Raw genomic sequence first — 15,014 nt, forward strand, 5'->3', positions numbered from 1 at the left:
ATGTATGTTGCTGTAAAAGGCGGTGAGCGCGCGATTGATAATGCCCATCGCTTGCTGGCCGAAGATCGGCGCGGGAAGACGTCCACCCCGGACTTAACGGTGGATCAGATCCGCGAACAGATGAAGCTGGCCGTGGGGCGTGTGATGACCGAAGGGTCCGTTTATGATCCAGATCTGGCGGCCCTAGCGCTGAAGCAGGCGCGCGGAGATATGATTGAAGCGATTTTTCTGGTGCGTGCCTATCGCACGACATTGGCTCGTTTCGGCAATAGTTTGCCGGTCGAAACTGGCGCAATGAAAATTGATCGCCGTATCTCTGCTGCATTCAAGGATGTGCCGGGCGGTCAAATTCTGGGCCCGACCTTCGATTACACGCATCGGCTGATTGACTTCAAACTGGCGGCAGATGGCGGCAGTGCAGAGGAAGCGATTTCCATGGATGAAGCGATGCCTCAGGCGCGGCACGTGCTGGACCTGCTGGCAGGCGAAGGGCTGGTGGAGACACCTGAAGCATCCAAGGATCAGGCACAGCCTGGGGATATTACCCGTACCCCGGTCGAATACCCGATGGATCGATCGACCCGATTGCAAAGCCTGGCGCGGGGGGATGAAGGGTTCCTGCTGGCCTTGGGGTATTCCACCCAACGTGGCTATGCCAAGAACCATCCTTTTGCCGGTGAAATTCGTGTCGGGCGGGTAGCGGTTGAATTTCAGCCAGAAGAGCTGGGATTTCCCATCCAGATCGGCGAGATGGAAATGACCGAATGCAACATGATTAACCAGTTCAAGGGCTCCAAGACTGCGCCGCCGCAATTCACGCGGGGTTATGGCGTCGCGCTGGGACATGGGGAGCGCAAGGCCATGGCCATGGCGCTGGTGGACCGATCACTGCGGGCAGGGGAACTGGGAGAGGAACGCACAGCGCCTTCCCAAGATGAGGAATTCGTCCTGTCCCATTGTGACAACGTTCAGGCAACGGGCTTCGTGGAGCATTTGAAGTTACCCCACTATGTGGACTTCCAGTCGGAGCTAAATCTGGTGCGGAAAATGCGCAAACACGTGGAAGAGGGTACAGCCTTCGAAGCAAAGGAGGCCGCAGAATGAGTACGGAAACACAAGACGATGAGCTGGAATACAATTTCGCCTATCTGGATGAACAGACCAAGCGGATGATCCGCCGCGCCTTGCTGAAGGCGGTTGCCGTGCCGGGTTATCAGGTTCCTTTTGCCGGGCGTGAAATGCCCATGCCCTATGGTTGGGGCACGGGCGGTATCCAGGTCACGGCCTCAATTCTGGAACCTGACGATGTTTTGAAGGTGATCGACCAGGGGGCCGATGACACGACCAATGCGGTTTCTATCCGTAAATTCTTTCAGCGTGTCGCCGGAGTCGCGACGACAGAAAAGACCGAGGATGCGACCCTGATCCAAACCCGTCACCGCATCCCCGAAATGCCGCTGCATGAAGGGCAGATTTTGGTCTATCAGGTGCCGATCCCGGAACCGCTGCGTTTTCTGGAACCGCGTGAGACCGAGACCCGTAAAATGCATGCGCTGGAAGAATACGGCCTGATGCATGTGAAACTGTATGAGGATATTGCGCGCCACGGTCATATCGCGACGACCTATGCCTATCCGGTGAAGGTGAATGATCGCTATATCATGGACCCATCGCCGACGCCGAAATTTGATAATCCGAAAATGAATCGCTGTGCCGCCCTGCAATTGTTCGGCGCGGGTCGGGAAAAGCGGATCTATGCCGTGCCGCCCTATACCGATGTGGTCAGTCTGGATTTTGAGGATCACCCTTTTGAAATTCAGGCCTGGGATGAACCGTGCTCTTTATGTGGGGAAACCAACAGCTTCTTGGATGAGGTGATCATGGATGATCAGGGCACGCGGATGTTCGTTTGTTCTGATACCGATCATTGTTCGACACGTCAGCAGCAGGGCTATCAAGGCCCAGGGCAGGAGGCCGCAGAATGACTGAGACCGAAAACGCCCAAACGCCTTTACTATCGGTCCAATCCGTTACCAAGACATATGGGCCGCATCTTGGCTGTTCTGATATCAGCTTTGATCTGTATCCAGGGGAAGTGATCGGCATCGTCGGAGAATCCGGGTCGGGTAAGACAACGCTGTTGAATTGTCTGGCCGGCCGACTGACGCCGGATTCAGGGGAGATTCTGTATACAGATCGCCTCGGCTCCGCATTGAATGTGCATACTGTATCAGAGCCTCAACGCCGTATGTTGATGCGCACCGACTGGGCCTTTGTGCATCAACATGCGCGGGACGGATTGCGCATGACAGTCAGCGCTGGCGGCAATGTGGGCGAACGGCTGATGGCAGGCGGTGCCCGCCACTATGGCAATATTCGCGAACAGGCACTGGATTGGCTGGAAAAGACCGAAGTGGATGTCAGCCGCATCGATGACCGCCCGGACACATTCTCTGGCGGAATGCAGCAACGATTGCAGATCGCACGAAATCTTGTGACCGGTCCGCGTCTGGTCTTCATGGATGAGCCGACAGGGGGGCTGGATGTTTCAGTTCAGGCCCGATTGCTGGATCTGTTGCGGGGGCTGGTCTCGGAAATGGGGCTCAGTGCGATCATCGTCACCCATGATCTGGCCGTGGCCCGGTTGCTGTCCCATCGACTGGTGGTGATGCGGCGTGGCCTGATCGTTGAAACGGGACTAACCGATCAGGTCCTGGATGATCCGCAAGATGCCTATACCCAGCTACTTGTATCCTCTGTCTTGCATCCATGAGACGGGGAGGGAGCTTTTATGACTGATTTACTGCGCCTGACCAATGTTGAAAAATCCTTCACTCTGCACAATCAGGATGGGATCACATTGCCGGTTTTCAAGGGATTGACCATGCAGGCCCGTGCCGGGGAATGTGTTGCCCTGGCAGGCCCATCGGGCATGGGGAAATCCACACTGATGCGCATGATCTATGGCAATTATCTGTGCCAGGGGGGACAGGTAGAGGTTTTGCATAAGGGGGGCTGGGTCGATATCGCAAAAGCCAATGCACGCGACATCTTGCAGGTGCGGCGCTGGACATTGGGCTATATCAGCCAGTTTCTGCGGGTCGTGCCCCGGGTTTCGACGCTGAATGTCGTTGCAGAACCATTGATAATGCGCGGCGTTGATGGCGCAACGGCTCGGGATCAGGCCGCCGTGATGCTGACCCGGGTCAATTTGCCGGAATCCCTGTGGCACCTTGCCCCCGCGACATTTTCCGGCGGGGAACAACAGCGTGTGAATATTGCACGGGGATTTGTTGCAGATTATCCGGTAATGCTGCTGGATGAACCAACCGCATCGCTGGATCAGGCCAATCGCGAGGCGGTACTGGATTTGATCAGATCGTCAAAAGCGGCAGGACGGGCTTTGGTTGGCATCTTTCATGATGCCGATACACGGGCGGCGATCTGTGATCGGGAATTCTCGATTGGCGATTTCAAGGTATCCGCCTGAACAAAAGATATGGAATGGGACATGAACGATATTCGAAGCACCACCAGGAACGCCAATCTACAGGATGCAATCGGGACAACCATTTTTGCCAATGCGCGGGTAATTCTGGCCGATCGCGTGATGGGGGCCGGGCGTGTGACCGTGACAGATGGTCTGATCACGGCCATTGAAGAAGGAGACGCGGTTCCGTCCCTGCCGGGTGCGCAGGTCATTGATTGTGCGGGTGATTATCTGATGCCTGGCATGATCGAGCTTCATACCGATAATATCGAAAAGCACATCATGCCCCGCCCTGGTGCGGTCTGGCCGTCTGTTGCGGCCTCTATCGCCCATGACACGCAAATCATATCTGCGGGCATCACGACGGTTTATGACAGCGTTTCAGTTGGGGCCTTTGACGAAGGCGATATTCGCCTGAAGGCGTTGCAGGATATTTGTGATGCGCTGGAGACGGGCGAAAGGGACGGCCTGTTCAAGGCGCGCCATCTGGTGCATCTGCGCTGTGAAATATGCTTCCCGGATCTGGAAAATTTACTACAGCCATTGATCAATCGCCCCTTGACCGGACTTGTGTCGATCATGGACCACACACCCGGACAGCGCCAATTTGTCGATGAGAGCAAATATGTCCAGTACTACAAACACAAAAAAGGCTTCAACGACGAACAGATGAAGGTCTATATGGATGAGCGCCGGGTGGAACAGGGCCTGTATGGCGAAAAAAACCGTCGCTATGCCGTCGATTTGGCCCATCAGCACGGGCATGCCCTGGCCAGCCATGACGACGCGACCGTAGACCATGTCGCCGAGGCCGTATCCGACCGCATGACGATTGCGGAATTTCCCACCACAGTCGCAGCGGCGGAAGCATCCCATGCGGCGGGCCTGGCCGTTCTGATGGGCGCGCCGAATCTGGTGCGTGGCGGGTCGCATTCGGGGAATGTGGCTGCGATTGAATTGGCCAGACTGGGACTTCTGGATATTGTCTCCAGCGATTATGTCCCGGCCAGCCTGGTCCATTCTGCCTTCCTGCTTGTCGATCAGGCCGACACTATGGACTTGCCAGCGGCTGTGGCGACAGTGACTCGCAATCCTGCGCGGGCCGCCAAACTGACGGATCGTGGAGAAATTGCGGTGGGGTTGAAAGGGGACGTGGTGCGGGTTCATGACCATCCGCACCATCCTATCCTGCGCGGGGTCTGGCGCGACGGCATTCGGGTTTCCTGACCCATGACGCGGGGGCGTTTTATTGGCGTGGTCGGCCCCAGTGGCGCTGGCAAGGACAGCCTGATTGATGCCGCCCGTCGCCATTTCGGGGAGCATGGCCCGGTCCGCTTCGTCACACGGGCGATTACCCGATCCCAAGATGCAGGCGGAGAGGCCCATGAAGCCCTTTCTGAAGCTGAGTTTCAGGCCAGAGCCGCCGCTGGAGGGTTTACCCTGCATTGGCAAGCGCACGGTTTGTCTTATGGGATCCCGATTGATATCGAAGAGACTCTGGCTCTGGGCCGCTCTGTCCTCGTTAATCTGTCGCGCAGTGTTATCGATGATATCCGCACGCGATTTCCCAACCGCCTGATTCTGGTTGTCACCGCCAGCCCTGACATTCTGGCACAGCGGCTGAGTGTGCGCGGCAGAGAGTCTGCGGCTGATATAGAAGCCAGATTGCGTCGGGCGCCCCCGCTGTTCCCCCATGGCCCCGATGTCGTCACCATCCAGAATAATGGGTCTTTAGCGGACGCAGAAGCAGCATTCATCGCCGCCTTGAATCAGCGGGCGTCACCCTAAGGGGATGCGCGCAACGATGCGGAACGGGCTGCCGTCTTCCGGTTCCCCATAAAGGCACAAATCCTGTAACACAGTAGGCGCTGTCAGTATTGGGCTCACTCTGGGGGACAAAGTCGCAGCGACTGTCTGTCTCTCCTTGTCTTGTAACCGGCTGGTTAGGGTGATGTGGAAGCGGAAGTCATCCAGCACATAGGGATAGCCCCAGCGCAGCAGGTTTGAGTCCTGATTGGGCGTCAGTCCGGCAGCGCGTCGCTTTTCAATTTCACCTTCCGATGCGGGGCGTCGAAAGGCGTCCAGTTCTGTGACACAGCGTCCTGCCAAAGCGCGCAAAGAAGCCGATGGTTCCGTGGGACACAGGGCCAGGAACCCGTTTAAATCTTTCAGATATAAGGGCGACAGCGTTACTGGACTTAGTGTTGCGGCAAGGTCTGATACCGCCTCTTTCAGGGCGTCATACTCTGTGCCATCAGCTAAGACAAAAGGCGGCTTCAATGTTCCGTGTAGGGCATAGTGCCTGGGTGCCTTGATGATCGCTGAATGCATATCCTCGGAATGTCCGGGCAAAGGACTGGTTGGCAGGGACGCGCCGGTTTCGGGATCGATCCCAAACCAGAATTTCCCAAAATCATGTAAAGGTTCATTCGGCCTTGGCCCAAAATAGACGGCATAGCGCTTGAAGCCCATAGGGTGGATCCTAGCCAGTTCTTTTTAGGGACTTATAGAAAACGGTCCGATCACTCTCAACAAAGTCCAACGTCGTGTAGAATTTCTTTAGATTTTGTTCCAATCCATCGGGGGTTACAACCACACTGACCATTTCTGCCCCTTGATCCTGACAGAAATCAATGACCGTTCGCATCAGGTGCTTTGCCAGACCTTTCCCACGATGGGCAGGCAGCACGAAAAGATCTTCCACCTCTGCGCAGGCGCCAAATTCCACGCCCCAGGTAATTGTAGCGGTTACAAGCCCGACAAGGCTGCCATCGGGGGCGACTGCCACCAGCATTTTGGATCCAGGCGCCCGGATCATGGCCAGCAGGTTTTGCCATTGGCGATCTGGGTCCAGCACAATGCCTTCTTCCGCGTAAAAGGCGGAATACAGCGACTGAAGCGCGGGACCATCCTGTTCGGTCGCATCGCGCAGGGGAAGGGTGTCTGTTTTGCTCATGGGAGTGTTTTAGGAAGACTTTGTAATAAGGTCAAACTGTTCAATTTGCGCATCGCGCCCTATATGATCTCTTGAATTTCTCGACCAATCCAGTCGGTGCTTACATCGGTGTTGAGCAGGAATTAAATTCACATACAGTCGTGTGGTCATTCTGTGGCTCGACAATGGGTTTCATTTCAAATATCGGTAAATTGAATTCATTGATAGGACTCTCTGACAGTCAGGGATTTCCTTGATCCGTTATGTTTTCGGGGATGCACAAGGTGACAGAAACTAACACAAACACGCCAATCAGCCGTCATCGGCGTCTGCCATCTTTAAGCGCCTTGCGGGCGTTCGAGGCGGCGGCCCGCCATAGCAGCTTTCGGATGGCTGCGGATGAATTGAATGTGACGCATTCCGCCATCAGTCATCAGGTCAAGGCATTGGAGGATCATTTATCCGTTCCCCTGTTTTCGCGCGGGGGGCGTGCTGTGCATCTGACGGAAGAAGGACGAATCCTGTTTCCCATCCTGCGGGAGGCGTTTGATAACATCATTGCTGGGACGGAAATGCTGCGCCGTCAGCACAGTTCCGGCCCGTTGACGATACAGGTTTATGTCACCCTGGCCGTGAAGTGGCTGCTGCCGCGCCTTCATGCGTTTTCGAAGGAACATCCCGATGTTCAAATAGCCCTGGCGACATCTTATACCGATTGGGATTTTGCGCGCGGAGAGGTGGATGCGGCAATCTTGTTCGTTGAGACAAAACACGCAGACCTGGACTATACATCCCTGGGAAAGGCAAAGCTGTTTCCGGTTTGCGCGCCCAGCCTGTTGGAATCCGGCCCGCCCTTGAAGCGGCCTGAAGATTTGCGTCATCACCGATTGCTGGAAGTCTATCCGGCAAAAAATGACTGGCCTGATTGGTTGAATGCAGCGGGTATATCCGACCTTAGCCCATCCCCGAAAGGATCGCGCTTCGACAGTTACCTTCTGGCCTTAGAAGAAGCCGCCGCTGGCGAGGGCGTGTCCCTGGCGACCCAGGCTTTTGTGGCGGATGATCTGGATCGTGGTCGCCTGGTAAAGCCCTTTGAATTTTCCGTCGAAAGCCGCGCACCCTGGTATTTCGTATGTCCGAAAGAGCGTCGGAACGAACCGCGTATCCTGAAATTCAAGGATTGGTTACAGGCTTGTCTGAAGACATCGGCCGAAGGAGCCGGGCTTGATTGAACGTGGTTAAATCTAGACTCGCATGACGCGCTTTCATCGGGTATGTATTGATGGCCCAGAAGGGTGTTAGGGGACTTAAAAGCCATCAACGCACTGAGTCGATTGACGGCGCATCGCTGAGCCAAGAACCGGCAGATGCGCCACAATCTGAGTCACTGGTATTCAGTAATGGGCAGGTATGACGGATTTCCAGACACGGGCGGGCCAGACAGGTTCGGGAACAGGCAAATCTATTAAAGCGAAGCTGGCGCGGCTTTTTCGGGAGCGTGAACTGCTTTTGCGGTCTGAAGGGCAAGTCCGCTATTTGCGGCTGAGGCCCGTTCCCCAGATGGTTATGACGGCAGCGGTTTGTGGCACATTTCTGTGGCTTGCCGGTGCCAATGGTTTTGTCTGGCTGCAGAACCGACATCTGGATAAAAAGCAGATGGAAATTCTGGAGGCCCGTGTTGCCTATGAGCAATTGCGTGGTGACTTGCAGAATTATCAGAGCCAGATTGCGGGTCTGGCGCAGGGTATCTTGAGCCAGAATAACAGCGCGGCGCCTCAGGGGGCCGTCGAATTGCAGGAACTGGCAAGTGTCACGACTGGTATTGAAAGCGCATTCGATCAGATCAATCGTGACCTGGATCTGACACAGGCGGATCGGGATCGTATTATCCAAAGCCGGGATGCACTGCATGCCCGGATTGCAGAATTGGAAGATGCGCTGAAGGGCAGCCAGAATGCCGTCGCCAGTCTGGAGCAAACCGTATCCGAGCGCGATGATGTTCTGACCAGGGAACGACAGAAAATCGTATCCCTGACCGATACGGGCGAGGTATTGCGCGATAAGGTGGCGGCGCTGGATCATTCATTGATTCAGGCAAATGGTAAGATTGATACGCTGGAGACCCGGCTTCAAATCACAACGGCTGCCTTGTCGGAGGAACGATCCCGCGTTGAAGGGCTGGATGACATTCGCGCCCGTTTGGCGCAACAGGTTGAAACCCTGCAATCAGGGCTGTCGGCGGCAGAGGCCCGAGGCGAGCGCCTGACAAACAATGTCGCGAATTTAACTGAGAGTTTGAAGGAACTGGAAACCGAACGTGTTGCCATGGCTGGGGAGCGGGAGGCGTTGACATCGGATCTTTCAGTTGTAGAGGCGGAATTGAACCTGCATCAGGCCGCAACGGATAAGACCCGCCACCGCCTGGAAGTGGTTGTCGCGCGGTTGGCGGAACTGACCAATGACACCTATACCGGACCCAAAGATGCGGGGGATGTCAGTGCATTACAGGCACTTGAATCCCAGATCGGGGATTTGTCAGCGGAACTGCGCACGGCGCGCAATAATGCGGTGGATATGGAAACCGCGATTGGTGAGGTCGTCGTCGGGCTGGCGCAGGTTGCGGGCGATTCTCCCGCCCGTTTGGATTCGCTGAATGCTCCGGAGCAAAAGGTTTCACTGACCCGTGAATTGTTGGATGAAGTGACCAGTGTGCAGCAGAACCAGGCCGTTCTGATCTCTCGCCTGACGGACGAGGCAGAGCTTGGCATTTCGCGCAATGAGGCCGTGTTGGAAATGGCCGGTTTGGATGTTGATCGGCTGTTGCGCAGTGCGGGTTTCGAGGCCGGGACGGGTGGGCCGTTGGAAATTATCCCTGAGACGAATGGGGCGCTGCCGGATCATGGTGTTCAGGTGGCCAGCGCCGACGCTGGGGAGGCGATTGGTAACCCAGGTGCAGAATTGGCAGCGGATGTTGATATCCTGCAAAGTCGCCTGGCGCGTATGTCAGCCTTGAATGACCTGATGCGTTGTGTGCCTTTGATCTCTCCGGTCGATAACTACCAACTGACATCGCCCTTTGGTCAGCGGAAAGATCCGATTAATGGAAAACTTGCGATGCACAGTGGCATTGATATTGGCGGATGGGCCGGTATTCCGGTTCATGTCTCTGCGCCAGGCAAGGTGATTTTCGCAGGGCGCAATGCCGGATATGGCTATATGGTTGAAGTCGACCACGGCTGTGGCATCAAAACCGTCTATGCGCATTTGCGGCGCATTAAGGTCAAGGTGGGTGAGGTCTTGGAACATCGCACCGTAATCGGTACACTGGGCAGCACGGGGCGTAGCACGGGACCGCATGTCCATTATGAAATTCGCGTTGACGGCGCAGCCATGGACCCGGTCGGCTTTATTGAAGCAGGGCGTCATGTTCACAAAATCTAAGCGTAACAGTACTATGTCAAAGCAACCCTCTCACACAGCAAACACCGGAAAGCCGCAGCGTCCTGGGCCGCCCTCTATTGTGGCCGCAGATATGCGGATTGTGGGTGATCTGGAAACCGAAGGCGATGCTCAGATTGATGGCCGCATCGATGGTGATTTACGGACCCGCACGGTCACGATCGGGCAGGGCGCGACAATAAACGGCTCCATTTGTGGTGATACGATCAAGATTTCTGGCACCGTGAATGGGGAGGTCCGGGGCGGCACAGTCATCCTGACATCGACGGCAAAGGTGATAGGGGACATCCATCACAAAAGCCTGTCTATTGACGCCGGGGCGTTCCTTCAGGGGTTGTGCAAGCGGATGGTCGCAGATGCGCCAGATGCGCCAGGGAATTCCCCGAATCTGGTGACGCATCAGCCTGAAAAATCAGGCTCAGAGCCGGCATCGACTACTGCAACGGTAACAGCGCTTTCTTAAAGCAACGCCTGCGCAAACAGACCCGTTGGCAATGTCGTATTATCTGAAAAATGTGGTAAGGGCACCCTGTGTGATAACATGATGTTCTGGCGTCATTTAATTTTGGCTGACCCTGGCGCCGTCAGCGAACCCAGCTGTCATCGGGTGCGCGACGCCATGCGGCCAGAACACGCCCCGCCCCTGAAGCATCGATGCGTTCAAAATAATCGATGATCTTTGTATAGGCAGATGTTTGACGGAACTTGTCAGGCTCCCCACCACCCTGCAACAGAGCCAGCAGATCCCCAAAATTTCGTCGATCAAAACCACAGGCCTTGCAGGCAATGGCGATCGCTTCCGGACCGGAATCATACAGGACACGTGTGGCGCCTTGTTCGGTCAGGTCGGTCAGCTCCTGAAACAGTTCCTCAAACCGGAACAGGTCATTCTGCTGTAGCGCGCCCACCAATTGCCGGGGATGCGGTCGCAGGCCGGATCCCGCCGTTTCATTATGCCCATCGGGTTGATCCAGATGCGATAGAAAATCTTCCTGTTCCAGGGCTTCGGCGATTGCCTGATCAACAACCTGTTCTATGTCCATTTCGACATCGCTGCCGCTGGCGACGATTTTCTCTTCTAAGCCTTTGCGCATGGCCTGCCCGACGAATTCGTACATCTTCCGGGCCTGGGCGGTCGATAGTTCCTGGCGCTGAATCAATAGACCTTGCAGCCCTTCATGTTCGCGCGACAGACCGACAACATCTTCAAGTACACGTTCGGAAAATTGCGCCCCTGTGTTGGAAAGCGCGGCGGCGATCACCGAAGAATTTTCTGTCCGGACCAGGGATTCAGTAACATTTTGCGGCAGGCTTTCCCGTTGCGCCACGGCTACCTGATGGGATTCCGCCTTGCTGACGATCATATCGATCAGGTCATTATCCTGCAAAACAACACTGCGCATAATGACGGGGCGGGCGACTTCTATAATGTCATTTGCCAATGTCACGATCAGGGAATGCGGCGCGTCTTTCTGGTCTGCCAACTGATGCGACAGCGCGGCCCGGACCTGCGATTCAACGTCTCGTATCAGGGCCGATATGATGTCATAAGCCAGCGCCTTTTCTTTGTTGGACAGGTTGCGCCCGGTCTTAAGGCACAATTCACCAATCGCTTCCGCCAGAGCAGAACGATCTTCCCGCCGCCCACTGCGTGCGACATCCACCAGATTTTCCACCGGAATGTTTCTCATCCCGCGTTCCTAATATTGGATAGCTTTTCACCTGGATGCATTTGAAAAAATCCCGAATCCAAGCGCATATCCAATCGCTAAAAGGTCCAGATTTATTTCTTCTTAAGACCACATATGAGAATAAGATAATGTGATTCTGGGAGCAAGTCTGATTATTTCGTGCTTCATTTGAAATATTCTGAAGCGTTTCGATTATTTGGATTTTTTCATAAATGCTTTTGATCCTTGGATCATGTCCTTTTGACCGTTAGTATTCCTGTGTAACATCATAGAGGCAGTCCATGTTTCCCACGCTATTCTACAAGCTTAAATCTGCTGGTGTGCCGGTTAGCCTGCGGGAGTATCTCAGCGTTCTAGAAGGGCTGTCTCAGGATATTTGTGGGCGTGAGACAGAGCAGTTTTACTATTTTGCGCGCGCGGCCCTGGTGAAGGACGAACGCTATCTGGATCGGTTCGACCGTGTCTTTTCAGAGGTCTTTCAGGGTGTCTTATCAGAAGGTGGTCCCGAAGCCATGGCGCTTCCTACCGAATGGCTGATGAAACTGGCAGAAAAGCACCTGACCGACGAGGAAAAGGCGATGGTTGAGGCCCTGGGGGGCTTTGACAATTTGATGGAAACCCTGAAGCAACGCCTGGAGGAACAGAAGAAACGTCATCAGGGCGGCAGCAAATGGATCGGCACGGCGGGCACCAGCCCGTTTGGCGCTTATGGTTATAATCCCGAAGGTGTCAGAATTGGTCAGGATGAGAGCCGCCATCGCAAGGCGGTGAAGGTATGGGATAAGCGCGAGTTCAGAAACCTGGACACTAATGAACCCCTATCCAATCGCAATATGAAAGTGGCTTTGCGCCGGTTGCGGCGCTTTGCCCGCACGGGGTCGGGCATGGAATTGGATATGGATGGCACCATTCGCCGCACGGCTGACAATGGCGGCTATGTTGATATTCAATGGCAGCGCGAAAAACGTAATGCGGTGAAGATCATCGCCCTGTATGACGTGGGGGGCAGCATGGATGATCATATCCTGGACAGCAAAAAGCTGTTCGATGCCATGGGAACGGAATTTAAGCATCTGATATCGCTGTATTTTCATAACTATACATATGAATATCTATTTTCTGATATGCGCAATCGCCATCGCAGTCGGATCTCGACTTGGGAGTTCCTGCGCACCTATCCAAAGGACTATAAGGTCGTCTTCGTAGGGGATGCGACCATGTCACCCTATGAGATCGTCTATCCAGGTGGCAGTGTTGAACATTGGAACGAGGAGGCAGGTCAGGTGTGGATGCAGCGCATTCTGGATCATTTTGACCGGTCTGTTTGGATCAACCCGCAACCACAGGCGCGCTGGGGCTATCACCAGTCCATCAAATTGATTCAGCAGCAGATCGAAGGTCGGATGTTTCCAATGACGGTGCAAGGTCTGGATGACGCTATGAGGGCTTTGGTTTGATTTGATGAAAACAGACTTGGTTCGTTTGGAAAAATCATGCCATAACCGCGATATGAAAATGATCGTGACAATTGCCCCCGGTAAGCTGCTGATCGCCGTCGCGCTGTGCGCGGGTGTGCTGTCGGCCTGTGCGGAACCGCCAACGACAACCGGGACATTGGCGACACCTTTATCCAAGGACCCGCGTGTCGCCCTGTGCTATTCCGCCAGCAACACAACACGGGAAGCATTGGCGGAACTGGCGCTGGAGGCTTGCCCGGATGAAACGCGGCGGGTTGAGGTCTGGGACCACGACACATTTTTCAATGATTGTCCCATCAACAAAAAAAACCGCGTCACCTATCGCTGTCTCAAGTGATAGGACGGTTGTGGTTTAGGATTTCCTCAGCGGGTGAATGGCAGCACCATTCTGATCAGATGCGGAGTCTGTCTGGTTAACCGGGGCATCGGCCTGCAGGCGCTCTGCTTCGCTTTTTAGGCGTCGATAACTGGCAAGTGATAGAGGGATCGTGGCCAGATAGGCAAGGCCGACCAGGCTGAGAACCTCCCAGGGGGCACTGGCAAGACCTGCAATCAGCAAACCGATCAATACCATGAAGGGCAGGACAAATTTGGGGGCCAGTTTGAATTTCTTGAAAGAATAGGTCGGGACTTCGCTGACCATCAACAGGGCCGCACAGACCATCCAAATGCCGGCGGCCCAGGCCGGAATGGTGCTGGGGTCACCCAGCGTGAAGCCAATCGCCAACGGCAACAGAGCAATCGCTGCCCCCGCCGGGGCGGGAACCCCCTGAAAATAGTTGAAAGCATAGGGGGGCAATTTATCCAACCGGCTGTTGAAGCGCGCCAATCGCAATCCGCCACAGACCGCATAGAACAAGGCAATGCCCCATCCAATACCGCCCAGTTCTGACAGGCCCCACAGCCAGACGATCAAGGCGGGCGAAACGCCAAAAGCAACGAAGTCGCTCAAAGAATCCAACTGGGCGCCAAAGTCACTGGTGGCGCGCAACAACCGCGCCATGCGCCCATCCAGGGCATCCAGCAGGGCGGCAACCAGAATGGCGGCGACGGCAAATTCCCATCGTGCCTCCAGTGCATATCGGATGCCCGTTAGGCCGGCACAAGTCGACGCCACCGTAATCATGTTGGGAATCATGCGCGCTACCGTTGTGCCCTTGAACCGGGCCGGGCGATCCTTATCGGACGGGCGTTTCCTTAACATGAATAAGCCTCTTTAGTGGCCTTGGAATGAAATGACGATATCATCGGATGGCGCCTTCCCGAACGCCTTCCTTCCCCTTTACCCCGCCCATATCCGCCAGCACGGTTTCTCCAGCGACGGCGCGTTGGCCTTCACAGACCATTGGGACCACATTGGGCGGCAGATAGACGTCGACGCGACTGCCGAAGCGGATCATGCCGATGCGCTGCCCGGCCTGAACATCATCCCCGGTTTCGACATCGGCCAGGATGCGCCGCGCGACCAGCCCTGCGATCTGAATAACCGCCAGTTCCTTGTTCGTCGGTGTTTCAATACGATAGGACTGACGTTCATTATCAACGCTGGCCTTATCCAGGGAGGCATTGAGAAATTTGCCAGGGCGATAGTCCATTTTGGTGATTGTCCCATCGACCGGCGACCGGTTCACATGGACATCAAATACATTCATGAAGACACAGACGCGCCAGACGGCCTTGTCGGGCATGTCCAGTTCAGCAGGGGGAACCGCCTTGCCGACGCTTTGCACAACACCATCGGCCGGGCTAATGACCAGGCCTTGCCGCGTTGGGGTAACGCGGTTCGGGTCGCGAAAGAAATAGACACACCAGGCCGTCAGGACGATGCCCACACCCCATAGCGGGGCCCACAGCATGCCGATCCCTAATCCGAATACGGCAAAGAGCAGGATGAACGGATACCCTTCACGGTGAATGGGCACCATAACTGTTTCCAATGCACTCTTCATCATTTCAATCCT

The 15,014-nt window shown here is 55.2% G+C and carries 16 protein-coding genes; 11 read left to right on the forward strand and 5 right to left on the reverse strand.

Annotated elements, in window-relative coordinates; all coding sequences use genetic code 11:
• Genes ACOSDR_RS03180 through phnN form a run of 6 tightly spaced genes read left to right on the forward strand, consistent with a single transcriptional unit; the run spans position 1 to position 5,278 of the window.
• Positions 1-1,104, forward strand: coding sequence for a carbon-phosphorus lyase complex subunit PhnI (locus ACOSDR_RS03180; RefSeq protein ID WP_420724328.1), 1,104 nt, complete (start codon positions 1-3; stop codon positions 1,102-1,104).
• Complete coding sequence (locus ACOSDR_RS03185; RefSeq protein ID WP_420724327.1) at positions 1,101-1,985, forward strand: alpha-D-ribose 1-methylphosphonate 5-phosphate C-P-lyase PhnJ; 885 nt, start codon at positions 1,101-1,103, stop codon at positions 1,983-1,985. The genes ACOSDR_RS03180 and ACOSDR_RS03185 overlap by 4 nt, the downstream gene beginning before the upstream one ends.
• Positions 1,982-2,773: a phosphonate C-P lyase system protein PhnK gene (phnK, locus tag ACOSDR_RS03190; protein WP_420724326.1), complete on the forward strand. Its 792-nt coding sequence runs from the start codon at positions 1,982-1,984 to the stop codon at positions 2,771-2,773. Before ACOSDR_RS03185 ends, phnK begins: the two co-directional genes overlap by 4 nt.
• Before the next feature lie 18 nt (positions 2,774-2,791).
• Positions 2,792-3,490, forward strand: a complete 699-nt coding sequence (gene phnL / locus ACOSDR_RS03195) for a phosphonate C-P lyase system protein PhnL (RefSeq protein ID WP_420730344.1) — start codon at positions 2,792-2,794, stop codon at positions 3,488-3,490.
• Between the two features lie 21 nt (positions 3,491-3,511).
• Positions 3,512-4,717, forward strand: coding sequence for an alpha-D-ribose 1-methylphosphonate 5-triphosphate diphosphatase (locus ACOSDR_RS03200; protein WP_420730345.1), 1,206 nt, complete (start codon positions 3,512-3,514; stop codon positions 4,715-4,717).
• A 3-nt stretch (positions 4,718-4,720) separates the two neighbouring features.
• Entirely contained in the window at positions 4,721-5,278 is a 558-nt protein-coding gene (gene phnN / locus ACOSDR_RS03205; protein ID WP_420730346.1) for a phosphonate metabolism protein/1,5-bisphosphokinase (PRPP-forming) PhnN, read from the forward strand.
• Here the strand turns inward: phnN and ACOSDR_RS03210 are convergent.
• A complete protein-coding gene (locus ACOSDR_RS03210) occupies positions 5,270-5,962 on the reverse strand; it encodes a DUF1045 domain-containing protein (RefSeq protein WP_420730347.1) in 693 nt (230 codons plus the stop codon). The genes phnN and ACOSDR_RS03210 overlap by 9 nt on opposite strands.
• 10 nt (positions 5,963-5,972) lie before the next feature.
• Positions 5,973-6,446: a GNAT family N-acetyltransferase gene (locus ACOSDR_RS03215; protein WP_420730348.1), complete on the reverse strand. Its 474-nt coding sequence runs from the start codon at positions 6,444-6,446 to the stop codon at positions 5,973-5,975.
• A 263-nt stretch (positions 6,447-6,709) separates the two neighbouring features.
• On the opposite strand from ACOSDR_RS03215, the gene gcvA reads away from it, so the two are divergent.
• From gcvA to ACOSDR_RS03230, 3 genes are all read left to right on the forward strand, one after another.
• Entirely contained in the window at positions 6,710-7,657 is a 948-nt protein-coding gene (gene gcvA, locus ACOSDR_RS03220) for a transcriptional regulator GcvA (protein ID WP_420724320.1), read from the forward strand.
• Positions 7,658-7,835: 178 nt separating this feature from the next.
• Positions 7,836-9,866: a peptidoglycan DD-metalloendopeptidase family protein gene (locus tag ACOSDR_RS03225; RefSeq protein ID WP_420724319.1), complete on the forward strand. Its 2,031-nt coding sequence runs from the start codon at positions 7,836-7,838 to the stop codon at positions 9,864-9,866.
• 13 nt (positions 9,867-9,879) lie between these two features.
• Positions 9,880-10,347, forward strand: a complete 468-nt coding sequence (locus ACOSDR_RS03230; protein WP_420724318.1) for a bactofilin family protein — start codon at positions 9,880-9,882, stop codon at positions 10,345-10,347.
• Between the two features lie 121 nt (positions 10,348-10,468).
• On the opposite strand, the gene ACOSDR_RS03235 is transcribed toward ACOSDR_RS03230, so the two are convergent.
• A complete protein-coding gene (locus tag ACOSDR_RS03235; protein ID WP_420724317.1) occupies positions 10,469-11,575 on the reverse strand; it encodes a DUF2336 domain-containing protein in 1,107 nt (368 codons plus the stop codon).
• A 281-nt stretch (positions 11,576-11,856) separates the two neighbouring features.
• On the opposite strand from ACOSDR_RS03235, the gene ACOSDR_RS03240 reads away from it, so the two are divergent.
• Positions 11,857-13,032 (forward strand): vWA domain-containing protein, encoded by a 1,176-nt coding sequence (locus tag ACOSDR_RS03240; RefSeq protein ID WP_420724316.1) that lies wholly within the window; start codon positions 11,857-11,859, stop codon positions 13,030-13,032.
• A gap of 4 nt (positions 13,033-13,036) precedes the next feature.
• A complete protein-coding gene (locus tag ACOSDR_RS03245; RefSeq protein WP_420724315.1) occupies positions 13,037-13,390 on the forward strand; it encodes a hypothetical protein in 354 nt (117 codons plus the stop codon).
• A 15-nt stretch (positions 13,391-13,405) separates the two neighbouring features.
• Here ACOSDR_RS03245 and ACOSDR_RS03250 read toward each other — a convergent pair whose 3' ends face one another.
• Together ACOSDR_RS03250 and ACOSDR_RS03255 are read right to left on the reverse strand one after the other, a co-directional pair.
• Positions 13,406-14,257 (reverse strand): CDP-alcohol phosphatidyltransferase family protein, encoded by an 852-nt coding sequence (locus tag ACOSDR_RS03250; protein WP_420724314.1) that lies wholly within the window; start codon positions 14,255-14,257, stop codon positions 13,406-13,408.
• A gap of 40 nt (positions 14,258-14,297) precedes the next feature.
• A complete protein-coding gene (locus ACOSDR_RS03255) occupies positions 14,298-15,005 on the reverse strand; it encodes a phosphatidylserine decarboxylase (protein WP_420724313.1) in 708 nt (235 codons plus the stop codon).
• Between the last annotated feature and the right edge of the window lie 9 nt (positions 15,006-15,014).

Source organism: Hwanghaeella sp. 1Z406 (assembly GCF_048892425.1).
In the GTDB taxonomy this organism is placed as follows: domain Bacteria; phylum Pseudomonadota; class Alphaproteobacteria; order UBA8366; family Aestuariispiraceae; genus Pacificispira.